Source organism: Bradyrhizobium sp. AUGA SZCCT0177 (genome assembly GCF_018130125.1).
Classification (GTDB): Bacteria; Pseudomonadota; Alphaproteobacteria; order Rhizobiales; family Xanthobacteraceae; genus Bradyrhizobium.
In genome coordinates this window covers 123,445-138,531 of the sequence record NZ_JAFCMA010000008.1, presented here as the reverse complement: position 1 = coordinate 138,531, position 15,087 = coordinate 123,445, and the positions used below count along the sequence as shown (strand labels likewise).

16 protein-coding genes are annotated in these 15,087 nt (G+C 63.3%); 7 read left to right on the top strand and 9 right to left on the bottom strand.

Annotated elements, in window-relative coordinates:
• Position 1 precedes the first annotated feature (1 nt).
• On the bottom strand, positions 2–1,222 hold the full coding sequence (locus JQ597_RS11885; protein ID WP_212264349.1) for a vanadium-dependent haloperoxidase: 1,221 nt from the start codon (positions 1,220–1,222) through the stop codon (positions 2–4).
• A gap of 138 nt (positions 1,223–1,360) precedes the next feature.
• A complete protein-coding gene (locus JQ597_RS11880; RefSeq protein WP_212264348.1) occupies positions 1,361–1,606 on the bottom strand; it encodes a hypothetical protein in 246 nt (81 codons plus the stop codon).
• Positions 1,607–2,190: 584 nt separating this feature from the next.
• Between JQ597_RS11880 and JQ597_RS11875 the strand changes: the two genes are divergently transcribed.
• The 6 genes from JQ597_RS11875 to JQ597_RS11850 all read left to right on the top strand — a co-directional run bounded on the left by JQ597_RS11875 (position 2,191) and on the right by JQ597_RS11850 (position 7,530).
• Entirely contained in the window at positions 2,191–2,679 is a 489-nt protein-coding gene (locus tag JQ597_RS11875; RefSeq protein WP_212264347.1) for a peptidase associated/transthyretin-like domain-containing protein, read from the top strand.
• Between the two features lie 19 nt (positions 2,680–2,698).
• Complete coding sequence (locus JQ597_RS11870; RefSeq protein ID WP_212264346.1) at positions 2,699–3,337, top strand: ferric reductase-like transmembrane domain-containing protein; 639 nt, start codon at positions 2,699–2,701, stop codon at positions 3,335–3,337.
• A 424-nt stretch (positions 3,338–3,761) separates the two neighbouring features.
• Positions 3,762–4,685 (top strand): aminotransferase class IV, encoded by a 924-nt coding sequence (locus JQ597_RS11865; RefSeq protein ID WP_212264345.1) that lies wholly within the window; start codon positions 3,762–3,764, stop codon positions 4,683–4,685.
• Positions 4,686–4,891: 206 nt separating this feature from the next.
• The gene (locus tag JQ597_RS11860; RefSeq protein ID WP_192734282.1) at positions 4,892–5,095 is read left to right on the top strand and encodes a cold-shock protein; all 204 of its coding nucleotides are present in this window, start codon (positions 4,892–4,894) and stop codon (positions 5,093–5,095) included.
• Between the two features lie 288 nt (positions 5,096–5,383).
• Positions 5,384–6,589, top strand: coding sequence for a GNAT family N-acetyltransferase (locus JQ597_RS11855; protein ID WP_349628811.1), 1,206 nt, complete (start codon positions 5,384–5,386; stop codon positions 6,587–6,589).
• Positions 6,586–7,530 carry a cupin-like domain-containing protein gene (locus JQ597_RS11850; protein ID WP_212264344.1) on the top strand — a complete coding sequence of 315 codons (945 nt, stop codon included), beginning with the start codon at positions 6,586–6,588 and terminating at the stop codon, positions 7,528–7,530. The genes JQ597_RS11855 and JQ597_RS11850 overlap by 4 nt, the downstream gene beginning before the upstream one ends.
• A 190-nt stretch (positions 7,531–7,720) precedes the next feature.
• Here the strand turns inward: JQ597_RS11850 and JQ597_RS11845 are convergent, their stop codons facing one another.
• Both JQ597_RS11845 and JQ597_RS11840 read right to left on the bottom strand, forming a co-directional pair.
• On the bottom strand, positions 7,721–8,359 hold the full coding sequence (locus JQ597_RS11845; protein ID WP_212264343.1) for an NIPSNAP family protein: 639 nt from the start codon (positions 8,357–8,359) through the stop codon (positions 7,721–7,723).
• Positions 8,360–8,571: 212 nt separating this feature from the next.
• Positions 8,572–9,237 carry a DsbA family oxidoreductase gene (locus tag JQ597_RS11840; RefSeq protein WP_212264342.1) on the bottom strand — a complete coding sequence of 222 codons (666 nt, stop codon included), beginning with the start codon at positions 9,235–9,237 and terminating at the stop codon, positions 8,572–8,574.
• A 161-nt stretch (positions 9,238–9,398) separates the two neighbouring features.
• On the opposite strand from JQ597_RS11840, the gene JQ597_RS11835 reads away from it, so the two are divergent.
• A complete protein-coding gene (locus tag JQ597_RS11835) occupies positions 9,399–10,196 on the top strand; it encodes a thioesterase family protein (RefSeq protein ID WP_212264341.1) in 798 nt (265 codons plus the stop codon).
• 209 nt (positions 10,197–10,405) lie between these two features.
• Here JQ597_RS11835 and JQ597_RS11830 read toward each other — a convergent pair whose 3' ends face one another.
• The 5 genes from JQ597_RS11830 to JQ597_RS11810 all read right to left on the bottom strand — a co-directional run bounded on the left by JQ597_RS11830 (position 10,406) and on the right by JQ597_RS11810 (position 15,062).
• Positions 10,406–11,029 carry an ABC transporter ATP-binding protein gene (locus JQ597_RS11830; protein WP_249133370.1) on the bottom strand — a complete coding sequence of 208 codons (624 nt, stop codon included), beginning with the start codon at positions 11,027–11,029 and terminating at the stop codon, positions 10,406–10,408.
• 73 nt (positions 11,030–11,102) lie between these two features.
• Complete coding sequence (locus JQ597_RS11825) at positions 11,103–11,837, bottom strand: ABC transporter ATP-binding protein (RefSeq protein ID WP_212264339.1); 735 nt, start codon at positions 11,835–11,837, stop codon at positions 11,103–11,105.
• Entirely contained in the window at positions 11,824–12,873 is a 1,050-nt protein-coding gene (locus JQ597_RS11820) for a branched-chain amino acid ABC transporter permease (protein WP_212264338.1), read from the bottom strand. Before JQ597_RS11820 ends, JQ597_RS11825 begins: the two co-directional genes overlap by 14 nt.
• 107 nt (positions 12,874–12,980) lie before the next feature.
• A complete protein-coding gene (locus JQ597_RS11815) occupies positions 12,981–14,201 on the bottom strand; it encodes a substrate-binding protein (protein WP_212264337.1) in 1,221 nt (406 codons plus the stop codon).
• A 3-nt stretch (positions 14,202–14,204) separates the two neighbouring features.
• Positions 14,205–15,062, bottom strand: a complete 858-nt coding sequence (locus JQ597_RS11810; protein WP_212264336.1) for a branched-chain amino acid ABC transporter permease — start codon at positions 15,060–15,062, stop codon at positions 14,205–14,207.
• Positions 15,063–15,087 lie beyond the last annotated feature (25 nt).

The window sequence follows — 15,087 nt, the reverse complement described above, 5'->3', positions numbered from 1 at the left end:
CCTACCTCGTCGGCCTCATGTAGTTTGCCACGAGATGATCAGCGACCTTGCGACCCATCGCATCTCCGACGTCCAGCGAATTGCGGAAATGAATACCGCCCCAGATGCGCACCTCTTTGTGCTCCTGGGCCAGTTGCGCAAAGCTGGTGAATTTGCGTGAATGGCGGGCGTCGGAAATGTCGGTCGCGACGAATTCTTCCGTCCCGTTGCCGAAAACAGCTTCCAGAACGGTTCGCGCCGCACCCGCGTTGATGCCCGCCTGCGACGGGTATTCCGGATGCATCGGCGTGGTGTTCAGAGGCTGCCACCCGGCGTCGCGTTCAGTCGCATCGTTACTGTCCTGGTCGCCGTTGCGGATCGCGGTGATCGGCCGCCAAAAATTGTATTGGAATTTGGCGTCCCAATCGAGGATGAAGCAGTTGGCGAGAGCCATCGACATCAGTGCGAACACTCGCGCACTTTCTGGCGGAGAGAGGTTATGACGAGCGGAAGCCTGCCTGGCAGCCTGGAACCATGCGGGCCCAAGGTTGGCCTGTGTCCAGAAGCGCACGACGTCGGACTGCGCGTCGGTGCGCTTCGTGCTTTTCACTCCGCCCATTTCCTTGGTTTCGTTGTAATCGCGCGCATAAAGCGCACCGTTGAGTGCCGGGGGCGGACCCGGGCGGAACTGACTCGCGCTTTCCATGCCCCAAGGCTTGGCCGTCGCATACTGAGGAAAGAGCGGCGGCGTGGTCGGTACCCACACGCCAGGCGTCGTGAGCGGACGATATGTGTCGGGCGTGTTTGTCGCGTCGCTCTGCCGTTCCGTGAAAACAGCGTCCGCAACTTTTACACCTAAATCAATACCCGCAGCCCGTGCGGGATTGTCCGGAATGGCTTTCATCGTTTCTGCGAAGGCCGCTTCAATCCGCTCCTTCTGGCCAGGATACTGGCGCAAGAGAATTTCGCGGGCAGCCGCGGCGGCCGCGGCCTCGGCCGAGGCGTTCGGGTCAGTCGGAAGCTCTGGTACGTAACGGGAATATCGGTTCTGCACCGAGTTGACCGCGTCGGACATGGATACATTCACCAGGGCCATGCTGCGCGTCCACGGATTACCGCCAACGTTGACTGCCTTCATCACGTCCACTGCCGTGTTGTTCCAGTCGCCGATGACGTCCGCGCGGACCAGCGTATTGGCTGAAACCAGGACCACGCCGACGATTGCAGATTTCAGTACGTTCATCGTTGCCTCCTTCGAAAAGTTGGAATTTCGAACGACTGCCAGTGTGGTGTGAATGTACCTCCCTGATCATCCCGTCGTGCACGCGGCCGGATACCCAATCGCTAAGGTCATTACAAATTTCGTCCGATGCGGCGGCACCTAGCGATCCGCGAGCGTGCGCTCAGGCGTGCCAGGTGTCGAAGTTGACATCGCGAACCAGCGATCGTCAAAACTCGCCGCCGGAAGCTTGTTCGCGTCAACCTCGAGGCTCTTCAACATGGTTGTGCCGGTAGAGGCGACAAAGCCGTTGGTCCAAACCGAGGACGACCTCATGGTGGCAGCGGTTGCGGCAACAGCGAGCAGAGCGACAGCGACGAACCCAGTAATCGTTCGATGCTTCGTCATCAGAACCTCCTATGGTCCCAAAGCCCCTTAGTGTGGGTCACGGGAACTTCGCGAAGGTTCAACAGCAATGCAAAGCGGTATGGATTGCGAGAATGTACAGATCGGACAACGAAGGTGTCCCAAATTCAAATTGCCCCTAGCAGACGTCGGCGGCCGTGGCTGTGATGGTCTGCTTTATCCCCGTGAGCGGCCATCGTCAGCAAAATCGACTCGCGGTAGACCAAAGCGAAATGAGCAAGAAGACAGCTGGCAGAAACGCGCGCATTATCCCCTCCTCTGACCAGTCTCTCGGCGAACTTGGACGAAAGGACGAAAGCTCGGATCGGCAGAAATGTCCGTTTAGGGTCCCGGAAGCAGACAAGCCATCGATCGCCTGTCATCCATCGGCGACCAGGAGCGAAGGACCAATACCCCCGGACGCTGCTGAGTACGCCTCGTCAACGACGCGGGTTGAGCGGCCGGCACACCCGTTCACAACACTGTTATTGCGACCCATCGCGCGCTTCGCCTCCCTCAACTGGGCCTCTCGCGCTTGGTGTTGTATTCTGGGCAGAGCAACTGCACGGTCGCGAGGAGGAATTTACATGAACACCTTCGTACTCAACCGCCGCAACCTCCTCGCCGCCGGCGGCTCCGTCCTGGCAACCGGGGTTTCCGGGCTGCTGTTGCCCGCCCGCGCGGAAGGTCTCGCACCGACCCCTTCGATGCCGGGCGGAGCCAACAACTACCTCAAGGGCGCGCCGACCGTGGATCGGATCGGCAAGGGTGGCTTCTGGATGACCGGCACCGTACGCCGCGCAGGCGACGGGGCCCCGCTTGCCGGGCAGCGCGTCCAGATCTGGGCGCACACGACCGAAGGGCGGGAGGGAGACCAGCGTAGTCATGGGGCCACGCTCACCGACAAGAACGGGGCATTCCGCCTCGAGATGCCGCAGATCATTCCGATCTTTGGCCAGCCGCATGGTCACCTCGCCTATGACAGCGGTGAATTCAAAACCGTCTTTCTACGTCCCGTGATGCGCAGCGCCAAAGATACCAGCCTCGAGGCGCACTTCATCCTTCAGCCGGCCTGACCGAGTTGGGAACGCAGGGATGAAATTGGCGAAGGTGACCCTGACCTGGGCCGCCCTTGCAGCAGCCATTTGCGTGCCGATCGCCGCTGCGGCAGCGAGCCCGCTGCTCGCATGGCGCGATCCGGTCTACATACTGGCCGGGTTCGCAGGGATTTTCGCACTGGATCTTGTGCTCGTTCAGCCTTTGCTGATTGGCGGATACTTACCGGGACTGTCGGCTTATCGTGGACGGCGTGTACATCACTGGATCGGAGGCGCGCTGGTCGTGGCGGTGGTGGTCCACGTCGGGGGCCTCTGGATCACCAGTCCTCCCGACATGATTGACGCCCTTCTGTTCTCATCGCCGACGCCGTTTTCCCCTTGGGGTGTGATCGCCATGTGGGCAATCTTCGCCGTCGCAATCATAGCTGCACTTCGCCGGCGATTGGGACTGCGGGCGCGAACGTGGCGTGTCGTCCATATGCCCCTCGCGATTGTCATCGTCGTCGGGAGCGTGGTCCACGGCATCCTGATCGAGGGGACGATGGAGACGATGTCGAAGGCCGCGCTTTGCGCGCTGGTCCTTGCGGCGACCATAAAAGTCATGGCTGACCTGCGGGTGCGGAGAAAACGAGGGACATCGCGCGGAGAGAGCGTTACGCGAGAGGCCGCCAACTGAGGCGGCCCATTCCCTTCATTTTGGCCCGTTCTTAGGGCAGTTCGCCGCGGAACAGTTTTTGACATTCTTCGCCCGTTCTTTCCCTGTCTTCCCGCAGGTGTTTAAGGGACACCTAACCGAATCTCCTCTGAGCCCCGCTTTTCCCTGGGCGTTTGCCGCGCCAACATTGAGCAGGAACGGCGCTATCGCGATGGCTGCAAGGGCTATGAACTTTAGCATTCCCAAATACCTCCAATGGTCGCCACAGGTACAACCAAGGGAACGTAGCGGCAGGTTTCAAATCAGGCCACTGCGATTCTCAAAACCGGCACTGAGGCCGGAAATAGGCCAGTACCCCCTGAGCACTTGGCGAAGGCCCAGGATGTCGGATCCGGCGGACAAGTCGGCTAATCTACTCTATGGGATATGAACCGGGAGACACCCCATGACCACTGCCCCCTACCCCGATGGAGCCGGCTACGTCCGGGGACGCTATGTTCCGATCGCCGAGGCGACGCTGCCGGTGACGGATTGGGGATTTACGCGCTCCGATGTCGTCTATGACGTCGTGCATGTGTTCAAGGGCGGCTTCTTCCGGCTCCGAGATCACCTCGACCGGTTCGAGCGCTCGATGGAAAAGCGCAGAATCCATCCGCCGGAAGACCGCGCCGCGATCGAGGCGATCCTGCATCGCTGTGTCGCGCTCACCGGCCTGGCGGACGCCTATGTCGCGATGGTGGCCTCGCGCGGACGGCCGCGGGTTATGGGATCGCGCCGGCCGGCGGATTGCGAAAACCATTTGATCGCGTATGCGCTGCCGTGGATCGACGTCGTGCCGAAAGACGTGCAGGCGCGCGGCGCGCATGTATTCATCGCCTCGACGCCGCGGGTGCCCGACGCCTCGGTCGATCCCACGGTGAAGAACTATCAGTGGAACGACCTGACCTCCGGCCTGATGGAGGCGCACGATGCCGGGTTCGACACCGCCGTGCTGTGCGACGCGCAGGGTTTTCTCACCGAGGGGCCGGGCTTCAACGTCTTTGTCGTCAGGGACGGCCGGGTGAGCACGCCCGACCGCGGCAGCCTGCGCGGAATCACGCGGCAATCGGTGCTGGACCTGTGCGCCGAACTCGGCATCGAGGCGGCGGTCGAGCCGATCCCGCGGTCGGCGCTCGACCACGCGGACGAGGTCTTTCTCGCGACCACCGCCGGCGGCGTCATGCCGGCGTCGCGCATCGGCGGGCGCATCCTCGGCAACGACCGGCCCGGGCCGATCTCGACGCGGCTGAAGGATATCTATTGGCGCAAGCACGATGAGGGCTGGCACCACACGCCGGTCCGGTACCAGCTGGCCGAAGCGGGCGAATGAAGACCGGTAACCTCACATGGAACCCGAACGATTATCGGTGACATCAGGCACAGTGGGCCGCGTGGCCAACGACTGCGCAGCCTAGTCCAACCGGCTGGTTTTGGCCGTCCGTTGCCTCCTGGCGGTCCGCCCCGGCGGGTTTTCCTTGCGGAGCACCCTCAGACCGACCTAGGTTGTCGGCCTCGATCAAAACAGGGAGTGCGGACGTGGCGACAGGTACTGTGAAGTGGTTCAACGCAACCAAGGGATTCGGGTTTATCCAGCCCGACAGCGGCGGCAAGGATGTGTTCGTGCATATCTCGGCGGTGGAAAAAGCCGGACTGAGCTCCCTGAATGAGGGCGCCAAGGTCAGCTACGAAGAAAAAGAAAACCGTGGCAAGACCTCCGCGGAAAATCTGAGAGTTGGCTAACGAAGATACTTCCCGCCGGTTCACGCCGGCGGGGGCTACGTCCCCACTCCTGCGATCCGGGCCGTCAAGACAGCCGCTTGCCCGGCCGGAGGTGGTTGAACGCTTATCCTCGCAGCATCTGCCCGGCGGCGGCATGCTGAATCAGCCGTTAACATAACCGCTCAAATCCGAGCGCGGCCCCACCGGCATTTTCCATTTCTCTACGCTAGCGTTGCCCCCAGAACGTGGTGGAAGCAGGCGGCACCCTGTTGGTGCCGCTCTCGACATCGCGACCGGGGAAACGGGGAAGTGGCCGAGATTGCAGAGACAGCGGTAGTCCGTCGTGCATCGCCAGGGGATGCCGCACGCACGCGCGCGCCGGTGGCGCCTGCCGGTGCGCTGACGCCGCTTGCCGAAATGCCCGCCGCCCAATGGCGCGCGCTGTCGGAGCGCGTCGCCGAGCCCAACGGCTATTACCTCCCGGAATGGGAACTGGCGGTCAACGCTTCCGCACGCGGACGCGTCGGTGCTTCTGCATTGAGTGCCTGGAGCGATGCCGGCGAGCTGACCGGGTTGATGCCGGTTATTTCGATGTGGCGGGCCTACAAGATTCCCCTGCCCGTTTGGGTCAGCGCCGATCCCTATGGCTCCCTGTCCACGCCGCTGCTGGGCCGCGATCATGCCGAACAAGCAGCCGGGCGCCTGTTGGACGGCGCGCGCAAGGCCGGCGCCCACGCGCTGATGCTGCGCGACATGTCGCTGGACGGCGCCGCGATGAAGGCTTTCACCGCTGTCCTGGCCCGCGACGGTCTCACGCCTCGCGTGCTGCAGTCGCATGTCCGCGCCGCCCTCGATGCCACCCTCGACCCCGATGAGTTGCTGCGCGAGGGGCTGGGACCGAAGAAACTCAAGGAATTGCGCCGCCAGCGTAACCGGCTTGGCGACCATGGCGAGGTGCATTTCGACATCGCGCGCACGCCCGCCGAGGTTACGGCGGCGATCGAGACCTTCCTCAACCTGGAAGCCAGCGGCTGGAAAGCCAAGCGCGGCACGGCGCTGGTGCAGCACGCGGGCGATGCCGCCTTTGTCCGCCGTGCCACTTCGGCGCTCGCGGCCACCGGCCAATGCGAGATCGTGACGTTGCGCGCCGGCGAGACGCCGGTGGCATCAGCCATCGTGCTGCGACATCAGGATCGAGCGTTCTATTTCAAGCTCGGCGTCGATGAACGCTTTTCGAAATTTTCGCCGGGCGTGCAGCTGACGCTCGACCTGACCCGGCATCTCTGCGCCGATCCCACAATTGCGCTCGTCGATTCCACCGCCAACGCCGACCACCCCATGATCAATCCGATCTGGCGCGGACGGCTTGCGATCGGCGACGTGCTGTTTCCGCTGCGGCGCGGCGACGTGGTCGCAACGCTGGCCCAAACCGCCTTGACGCTGCGCAAGCTGGCCCGCGAGCCGGCGCGCCGCGCCATCCGCTTCATCCGGGAACGCCAGGAGAAATCCTCATGAATACGCAGACCGCCGTAGCACCGGTCATCGCCGCCGATAACGACGCGCTGCGCCGCGACTTTCCGCTAAAGCCGTTCGCGATCCGCCACAAGCTGGCCGGCCATCCGCTCCTGATGCTGCCGCGTATCGCGCAGCTCGCGGCCGAACTGCCGCGCGATCTGATCGAATACAATTCCGGCAAGGTCGCGATCAGCCAGGATCCCGACGCCATTCCCTCGCTCGATCTCGATCCCGTGGAAGTGGTGAAGAGCATCGAGACCGCCGGCGCCTGGATGGTGCTCAAGCGCGTGGAGAATTCGCCGGAATATCGCCAGTTGCTGGAAGACACCCTGCTCTCGGTGGCGCGCGCCCGCGGCTTCAACAGCTTAGGCGACGCCGGCTTCGAGCAGCTCGAAGGTTTTCTGTTCGTGTCCTCGCCGAAATCGACCACGCCGTTCCATCTCGACAGCGAAGACAATTTCTTCGTGCACATCCACGGCGAAAAGTTCTTCACCATCTTCGATAACAACGACCGCGCCATCGTGCCCGACGACGAGATCGAGCGCTCGATGACCAAGCACCGCAATCTGAAATATGACGAGAGCTTTGCCGCCCGCGGCAAGGAGTTTCATCTGTTCGCGGGCGACGGCTGCTACGTGCCGTATCAGTGGCCGCATTGGGTGCGCACCGCTGACTCGTTCTCGATTTCGATGGCGATCACCTGGAAGACGCGCGAAGTGCGCCGTCTCAACGATTTGCACTTCTTCAATTCGATGCTGCGCGGCATCGGCCTGGCGCAGCAGCCGCCCGGCAAGCAGCCGGTGCGCGACGCGCTCAAGCTCGCCTTCTACCGCACGGTGACGACCGCGATCAAACCGCTCCGCGCCTCGATGGCAATGCGCCGCGTACTGCGCCGCATCGCGCTCGGCAAGCGCGCGAATTATTATTTGAAGGGGACGTAGGAGCCTGCCTCTGCACCTCTCCCCGTCCTTTACGGGGAGAGGTCGGATCGCCCTTGCGATCCGGGTGAGGGGCGAGGCACACTGCCAATCGCGACACCGCATCAGCGGAGAGAGGCCCCTCACCCCGACCCTCTAAGAGCGAGCTTAGCTCGTCTCGACCCCGCAAGAGCGGGGCGAGGGAGAAGGCTCCTCACTTCAACGGCGAGTGCGGCGCCGGCAGCATGATCGTCGAGTGCATCTCCTCGAGGAAGCCCGGGCCCTTGCCGAGAAATTCCTGCCAGGCCGGATCCTTCATGGTGTTTGCGCGTACTTCAGCACGGGTGTTGAGGTCGGGATAGGCCCAGATGTGGCAGGCCTCGTTGGGCTGGCCCGCTTCGGTCGTCCACAAACCCACGATCTTTGAATATTTTTCGCGCGCCGGCAGTACCGCCGTGAATGCATCGAGCCATTGCTTGAGGCCGCCGGCCGGCTTGCCGCGATAATTGCGCAGTTCGTAGATATTGCCTGATGATGCCGGGGCCACCGGCGGCTTCACCGCGTTCATCAGGCGGACGTCCTGACGGACCAGGAGCGGGCGGATCAGCGGAATGTACTCGGCCGTCCAGCGCGGATTCTTGGCGAGCTCGGCGCGAAGGCGTCCGCGCTCCTCGAAACTGTTGTAGCTCCACATATGCAGGACCTGGTTGAGCGGACCGATCTCGGTCATCCAGTAGCCCTCGAGCTTGCCGTAGTCGTTCTTGCGGATGTCAGCCGACACGGTGCTCGCCGCCTTCACCATGTCCCCGAGCGTGCCGGGCTTTACGGTGTAGGTTCGCAGTTCGTAGATCATGGCGTTTTCCTGTGGTTTCTTGGTTCTGTGTGGATATCAGGGCATGAAAGAGGTGCGGAGACAACCGCTATGGAGGGGATCGCCGTTACCTGCGTTCCCCGGATGCGGCGCAGCGCGAAGCGGTGAGCCGCTGATCCGGGGTCCATCGTGCGTGTGTCCCGGCTCTGCGGTGCACCGCTGAAGAAGCGCTGCACCGCGTCCGGGACACAGAGCTATTCCGCCGCCTGCGCGTTGATCTCTCCCGACACCTGGCGGATGGCGCGGGCGAGTTGGTCGGCGGGCTGGGCGCCTGATATCGCGTATTTCTGCGCCAGCACAAAGGTCGGCACGCCGGAGATGCCCTTCTCGGACGCTTCCTGCGCCTGGCCCGAGATCAGCGCGACGTCCTCATCGGTGGCAAGGCGCTTGCGCACGTCGTCGGCGTCGAGGCCGACATCGGCGGCGGCCTGCACCAGCACGTCGACATCGGTGAGATCGCCGCCGTCGCGAAAGTACAATTCCATCAGGCGCTGCTTCATCTCGCCGGATTTGCCTTGCGCTTCCGCCCAGTGGATCAGGCGATGGCAATCGGTGGTGTTGGGCTGGCGCTTTACGAGTTCAGGCCGGTAGGTCAGGCCCTCCTCGCCCGCGGCCGTGACGACGCGGCCGGCAATGCCCTTGTAGGCCTCGACCGAGCCGAACTTGGCGGTGAGATATTCGTCGCGGCTGATGCCCTCGCGCGGCACCCAGGAATTGAGGAAGAACGGCCGCCAGCGCACCTCGACCGGCACGTCAGGCACCAGCGCCAGCGCATTCTCGATCCGGCGCTTGCCGATATAGCACCACGGGCAGACCACGTCGGAGACGATGTCGATCTTCAGCGGCTTTATGGTGCTCATGGGCGCGTCCTCGGGCTTCAAATGATGGCCGGAAAGTAAGCCGATTGAGGCCCGGGGCAAGGGCCCGGGCCGCATGCCGCCATTACATAACCTCCGCGGTTATTGTGGCGGCGGACGGGTCTTCGTAGAAATCGGGCAACGATTCAACCGCGGAGCCCGATATGACCGCCATTTTCAAGCCGGAAGGCCGTCTCTTTCGCGCCACCGAGCACGCCGGCGGGCCGTGGTCGCCCGATATGCTGCAGGGCAGCGCGACCACCGCGCTGATGACGCGCGAGGTCGAGCGGCTGGCCGAGAATAGCGGATTTGCCGTGCGCCGCCTCACCTTCGATCTGTGGCGGCCCGCGGGCTTGCGCGCCTTCGGCGTTGAAACCGACATGCTGCGCGACGGCCGCAAGGCCAAGACCATCCAGGTGCGGCTGACGGACGGCGACACGGAAATCGGCCGCTGTACGGCACTCTTGACCGCGCAGGGCAGCGAGTCGCCGGCCGATCCTTTCTCCAAAAATTCGGCCAGCGACACGCCGCCGGAATCCGGCACACCGCCGCCGGCCTTTGCGCAGAAATGGAGCCGCTATTTCCAGAACGTTTCGGTGCGGCTGATTGAAGGCGCGCTGGAAAAGCCGGGACCCGCGGCGGCATGGATGCGGCTCGACGTGCCCATGGTCGAGGGCGAGACCAACACGCCACTCTTACAGGCGGTGCAGGCCGCGGATTTTGCCTCAGGCGTCGGCCAGATCGTCGACATGCGCGAATGGACGTTCATCAATCCCGAGATCAGTCTGTATTTCTTCCGCCCGCCCGAGGGCGAATGGATCCTGATCCGCTCACGCACCCGCGCCGGCGCTAATGGCGCGGGCCTCACCATGGCAACGCTCAGCGACCGCAAAGGTGCATTCGCCGAGGTGCTGCAAGCGATGACCTTCGAGCGCCGCGCCGCGCAGGCCCAGGCGTCGTGAGTTCGATGACGTTGAATTGACTCGGCCGTTCGGCAAACTCGCTTCACCTCTCCCGCTTGCGGGGGAGGTCGGATCGCATCGTGAGATGCGATCCGGGTGGGGGAAACTCTCTCCACACGAACAGTCTGACTCGCGGCAGCACCCCCACCCCAGCCTTCCCCCGCAAGCGCGGGAGAGGGAGCGCACCGCCCTCGCGGAATCTCATCACCCTAAGGCGCCAGATACTGCAGCAGCCTCGGATCATCGCGGACTTCCTGCGCCGATCCTGATAGCGCGACCCTGCCGCGGTCGAGCACGAAGGCGCGGTCCGCGACGCGAAGCGCAAGATCGAGATGCTGCTCGACGATCACGATGGCGATATCTTTGGCCAGCAGGATCAGGCGCTCGGTGATTTCCTCGATCACGCCGATCCAGACGCCTTCGGTCGGCTCGTCCAGCAACAACACCCGGGGGTTCGACAACAGCGCGCGGCCGATCGCCAGCATCTTGCGTTCGCCGCCGGACAATGTGCCGGCGACCTGATCCATGCGCTGACCGAGTTTTGGAAATATCTCCAGCACGCGGTTGACGGCCTGGCTGTCACGGTTGGTCAATGCGCCGACGGCAAGATTGTCGCGCACCGAAAGCCTGCCGAATACGGAGTGCTCCTGCGGGACGTAGCCGACACCGAGGCGAATGCGCTGCTCGGTCGGCAGCGCGCCGACGCTGCGGCCATCGAGACTGACGGCGCCGCCGAGCAGCGGCAGTTCGCCGACGATCGCCTTCATCAGCGTGGTCTTGCCGGCACCGTTGCGGCCGAGAATGGCGACGCCGCCGCGCCACGGCACGGCCATGCTGACGCCGAACAGCACCTGGCTGCGGCCATAGCCGGCGTTGACGCTTTGGATATTGAGGTATCTGTCCTGGTCAGGCACGGCGAAGATAGACCTCCTGAACCCGGGCGCTCGACTGGATATGCGACACCGATCCGCAATCGAGCACGCTGCCCTGATCGAGCACGGTCAGCCGGTCGCAGATGTCCCTGATAAAATCGAGGTCGTGCTCGACGATGACGAGGGAGCATTTTTTCTTGATCGGCTGCAACAACTCGCCGGTCACGCGGCGTTCCTCAAGGCTCATGCCGCCGGTCGGTTCGTCCAGCAGCAGTAGTTTTGGCTCGGGCGCCAGCGCCATCGCGATCTCAAGCCATTGCTGCTGGCCGTGGGACAGCGCGGACGCCGGCTCCGCCGCGCGATCCACCAGACGGAACTGTTCAAGCATGGCCATGGCGCGATCGTGCAGCACGCCGCGGCTGCGCGAAAACACCAGGCTGGGCAGCGAGCACTGCGCTTGCAGCGCCAGCAGGATGTTGTCGTACAGCGTCAACGCCGGCAGCACGCTGGTGATCTGGAACTTGAGACTCATGCCGGCGCGCGCCCGCTCCGCTGGCGAGGCTTGCGAGATATCGCGGCCGCCGAACGTCACGGTGCCCGAGGTCGGGATTTCCGCGCCGGCGACGCATTTCATCAGCGTGCTCTTGCCCGAACCGTTAGGTCCGATCAGGCCGTGGAATTCGTTTTCGGCAACGGTGAGATCGGCGCCGTTCAGCGCCGTCAGCTTGCCAAAAATCTTGATCAGGCCGCGCGCTTCAAGAAGAGCCACGATCGCCCTCCTCCGGCAGCCGGCCGAAATTGCCGACACGCTCGCGCTCGCTCAGGATCAGGCTGATCAGGCCGGCGGGCCGAAACAGGATGACCAGCAGCAGCAATACGCCGAGGATGATCGGCCAGATGTCCTGATAGGAGTTCGACAGCCAGAAACTGACCGCCTCGATCGCGACCGTGCCGATCACGGCGCCGATCAGCGTGCCGGAGCCGCCGAACAAAACGTAAAGCACCACCTGCGTCGAGATCACCACGCCCAGCATGTTGGGCCAGACGAACCCTTCGTGAAACGCATAAAGACTGCCCGCGAGGCCCGCGACGGCGCCGGCAAAGGAAAAGATGATCGCCTTGAGGCGCTGCACCTGATAGCCGAAGAAGGCGATCCGCTGCTCGTTCTCGCGTAGGCCTGCCAGCGCCAGACCGAATTGCGATCGCACCAGAAAACGGCACAGCAAATAGACCGCCAGGAGAATACCGAGCGTCATGTAATAATAGACCGGCCCCTCCGTGATGTCGTAGCTGCCGAGGCTCATCGGCGGGATCGAGGGAATGCCGTTCTGGCCGCCGAGATAATACCAGCCCCGCGCCACGCGGTCGGCCGCGTAGGAGCCGGTCAGCGTGCCCAGCGAAACAAAAATCACGCTGGATGGATGACGTCCGAGCAGCAGAAACCCGCCGAGCAGCAGCGCAAAGGAAAAACCGATCAAAAGCCCGGCCGGCAGCACCAGCAGGATGGAGGTGACGCCGAGATCGCGCGCTATCAGCGCCACGCCGTAACCGGCGGTACCGAAGAACACGGCCTGCCCGAAGCTCATGATGCCGGCATATCCCCACACCAGATCGAACGAGAGCGCAAACAGGCACAGGATCAGAACCCGCGTGGCATAGATCGTCAGGTAGTCCTTGAGGACGAATGGCAGCAGCACGGCGATCGCCAGCACCACGATTTCAATGATCGGCAGCACTTGCCATCGGCGCTGGCGGCCGACCCGAAGGGGAAGCGGCAGCGACGTCGTCGGTGTCGTTTCTGTCATCAAATGGCCAGCAAACCTGCTCCTGACTTGGCGGCGGCTTGCTGCCGCCGCGCGATGCTCGGTGTTACCTTTGACATTGCATCAGCATTCCTTCTCAGCATTCCCTTTTAGCATTCCTTGGGATCGACGAGGCCGGCGCTGCGCGCGACGATCTCATAATTGCCGCCCTTGGCAACCGCCGTGTACATCTTCATCTTGCAATGCCGCTTGCCGGGAACCATTTCGGCGGGTCCGCCGGGACCTTCGGCGATCTTGGCATGGTCCAGTGCCGCCGCGACCCCGTCGCGATCGATCTTGCCGGCTTCCTTGACCGCCGCCTCCCACAGTTTGAGGCCACGATAGGTCCCGGTCGCGGCGCTGCCCGCGGCGAACAGGAAGGTGCCCGGGAACTGCTTTTCGTAGGCGGCATGCAGCTTGGCGCTGAACGGGTCTTCCGGCGTGAGCGCCTTGAAGTAGTCGAGGCAGCTCGCAAGGCCCTCGATCTCGGCCGCCTGATTGATGTTGAGCGTGTTCTCATCGTAGTAGACGCAACTCAACCGGCCGCCGTTCTTGAGGAATCCCGCCTCGTACAGCTGCTTGAAGAACGGCCCGACGCCCGGCGGGATCACGGTGTTGAACACCACGTCGACTTTGTTAGAGATGACCCGGTTCACCGTGGCGCTGAAGTCGATCTGGTCGAGCGGATAATATTCTTCGAAGACCACCTCGCCGCCATTGGCCTCGATCACCTTGCGGGCATAGACGTTCAACGTGTGCGGCCAGACGTAGTTGGCGCTCGGCAGCGCGAACCGCTTGCCGCCGTTCTTGATCAGCCAGGGAATGAATTCGTCGCACTGCTGCGCCGGCGTCGGGCCGGTGCAGAACAGATAGGGCGTGCATTCCTTACCCTCGTAGAGCTGCGGGTAGATGTAGAGCGTCTTGCCGCGGGCGACGATGACGTCCTTGATAGCGTTGCGCATCGAGCTGGTGATGCCGCCCAGCACCAGATCGACCTTGTCGCGCTGGATCAGTTTTCGGACGTTGCCGACCGCGACCGATTCATTCGAGGCCGTGTCCTCGATGAACAATTCCAGTGGCCGGCCGAGCAATCCACCGGAGTCGTTGATTTCCTTGATCACCATTTTTGCGACGTTCGCATCCGCGTTGCCGGCGTAACCGATCGGACCGGTCAAGTCGGTCGCGATGCCGACCTTGATTGGGGCGGCCGCGGCGTTCGCCCAATCGGGACGAACGACCCAACTGCCGACGCCGGTGGCGATGGCGGTGCTGGCAAACGCGAAGTTGGAAAGAAACCGCCGGCGGTTGAGATGGCTGCGATCGCTGGACATGGACTAGACCCCTTTTCCTGAAATCAGGCCTTGCGGCCGAAACTTGATGAAGATGATGGCGAGAACGAACACGAGGACGTCGGCGATCACGGGCGGAATGATCCAGGGCAGTGCCGCGGCCAGCGTGCCGATCACGCCGGCGCCCGCGACGGGTCCCGCGAACGAGCCGACTCCGCCGACCATGACGGCGACGAACCCCTGGATCAGGAAGCGCAGGCCGAGATCGGCAAACAGCGAGAACACCGGCACGATCAGCGCGCCCGCAAGACCTGCGAGCGCGGCGCCGAACGCAAAGGTGGCGCCATAGATCGCATTGGTTGAAATGCCGGAGGCGCGGGCGAGCGCGGGGTTTTCCAGCGAGGCCCGGATGCGCAACCCGAAGGCGGTGCGCGCCAGCAGCAGATAGCTGCCGATCATCACCAGCGCCGTGATCAGGATGATGACCAGCCGCCAACTCGAAAAGTGCATGGTCCCGATATTGACCGAACCGCCGAGCGGCTCCGGGACCGACAGATAAAGCCCGCCGATCAGGCCGCGGACGATTTCGCGGATAATGAGTCCGAGCGCGTAGGTGCCCAGCATCGCCACGATCGGTGCGGCGTAAAATCGCCGGACGATGCTCCGCTCCAGCACAAATCCCAGTGCACCGACGGCAAACGGTGCGGCGACCATTCCGACCCAGACCGGCGCGCCGGCGCTGTGCACGATATAGGTGACGTAGGCGCCGAGCAGGACGAACTCGCCCTGCGCGAAGTTGAAGATGCCCATCATGCTGGCGATGATCCCGAGCCCCAGCACGACCAGAACGACGATCGCGCCAAAACTCAGGATCTCGAACAGTGCGACGAACAGATTATCCATATGGCATCCAGCAGCGTTTGCGGGT

Excerpts from the sequence above, each read along its gene's own strand:
- JQ597_RS11885 (WP_212264349.1), bottom strand. The coding sequence starts at position 1,222 with ATGAACGTACTGAAATCTGCAATCGTCGGCGTGGTCCTGGTTTCAGCC.
- JQ597_RS11830 (WP_249133370.1), bottom strand. The coding sequence starts at position 11,029 with ATGGCCGTGCCGTGGCGCGGCGGCGTCGCCATTCTCGGCCGCAACGGT.
- JQ597_RS11845 (WP_212264343.1), bottom strand. The coding sequence starts at position 8,359 with ATGATCTACGAACTGCGAACCTACACCGTAAAGCCCGGCACGCTCGGG.
- JQ597_RS11815 (WP_212264337.1), bottom strand. The coding sequence starts at position 14,201 with ATGTCCAGCGATCGCAGCCATCTCAACCGCCGGCGGTTTCTTTCCAAC.
- JQ597_RS11865 (WP_212264345.1), top strand. The coding sequence starts at position 3,762 with ATGACCACTGCCCCCTACCCCGATGGAGCCGGCTACGTCCGGGGACGC.
- JQ597_RS11850 (WP_212264344.1), top strand. The coding sequence starts at position 6,586 with ATGAATACGCAGACCGCCGTAGCACCGGTCATCGCCGCCGATAACGAC.
- JQ597_RS11870 (WP_212264346.1), top strand. The coding sequence starts at position 2,699 with ATGAAATTGGCGAAGGTGACCCTGACCTGGGCCGCCCTTGCAGCAGCC.
- JQ597_RS11880 (WP_212264348.1), bottom strand. The coding sequence starts at position 1,606 with ATGACGAAGCATCGAACGATTACTGGGTTCGTCGCTGTCGCTCTGCTC.
- JQ597_RS11820 (WP_212264338.1), bottom strand. The coding sequence starts at position 12,873 with ATGACAGAAACGACACCGACGACGTCGCTGCCGCTTCCCCTTCGGGTC.
- JQ597_RS11810 (WP_212264336.1), bottom strand. The coding sequence starts at position 15,062 with ATGGATAATCTGTTCGTCGCACTGTTCGAGATCCTGAGTTTTGGCGCG.
- JQ597_RS11835 (WP_212264341.1), top strand. The coding sequence starts at position 9,399 with ATGACCGCCATTTTCAAGCCGGAAGGCCGTCTCTTTCGCGCCACCGAG.
- JQ597_RS11875 (WP_212264347.1), top strand. The coding sequence starts at position 2,191 with ATGAACACCTTCGTACTCAACCGCCGCAACCTCCTCGCCGCCGGCGGC.
- JQ597_RS11840 (WP_212264342.1), bottom strand. The coding sequence starts at position 9,237 with ATGAGCACCATAAAGCCGCTGAAGATCGACATCGTCTCCGACGTGGTC.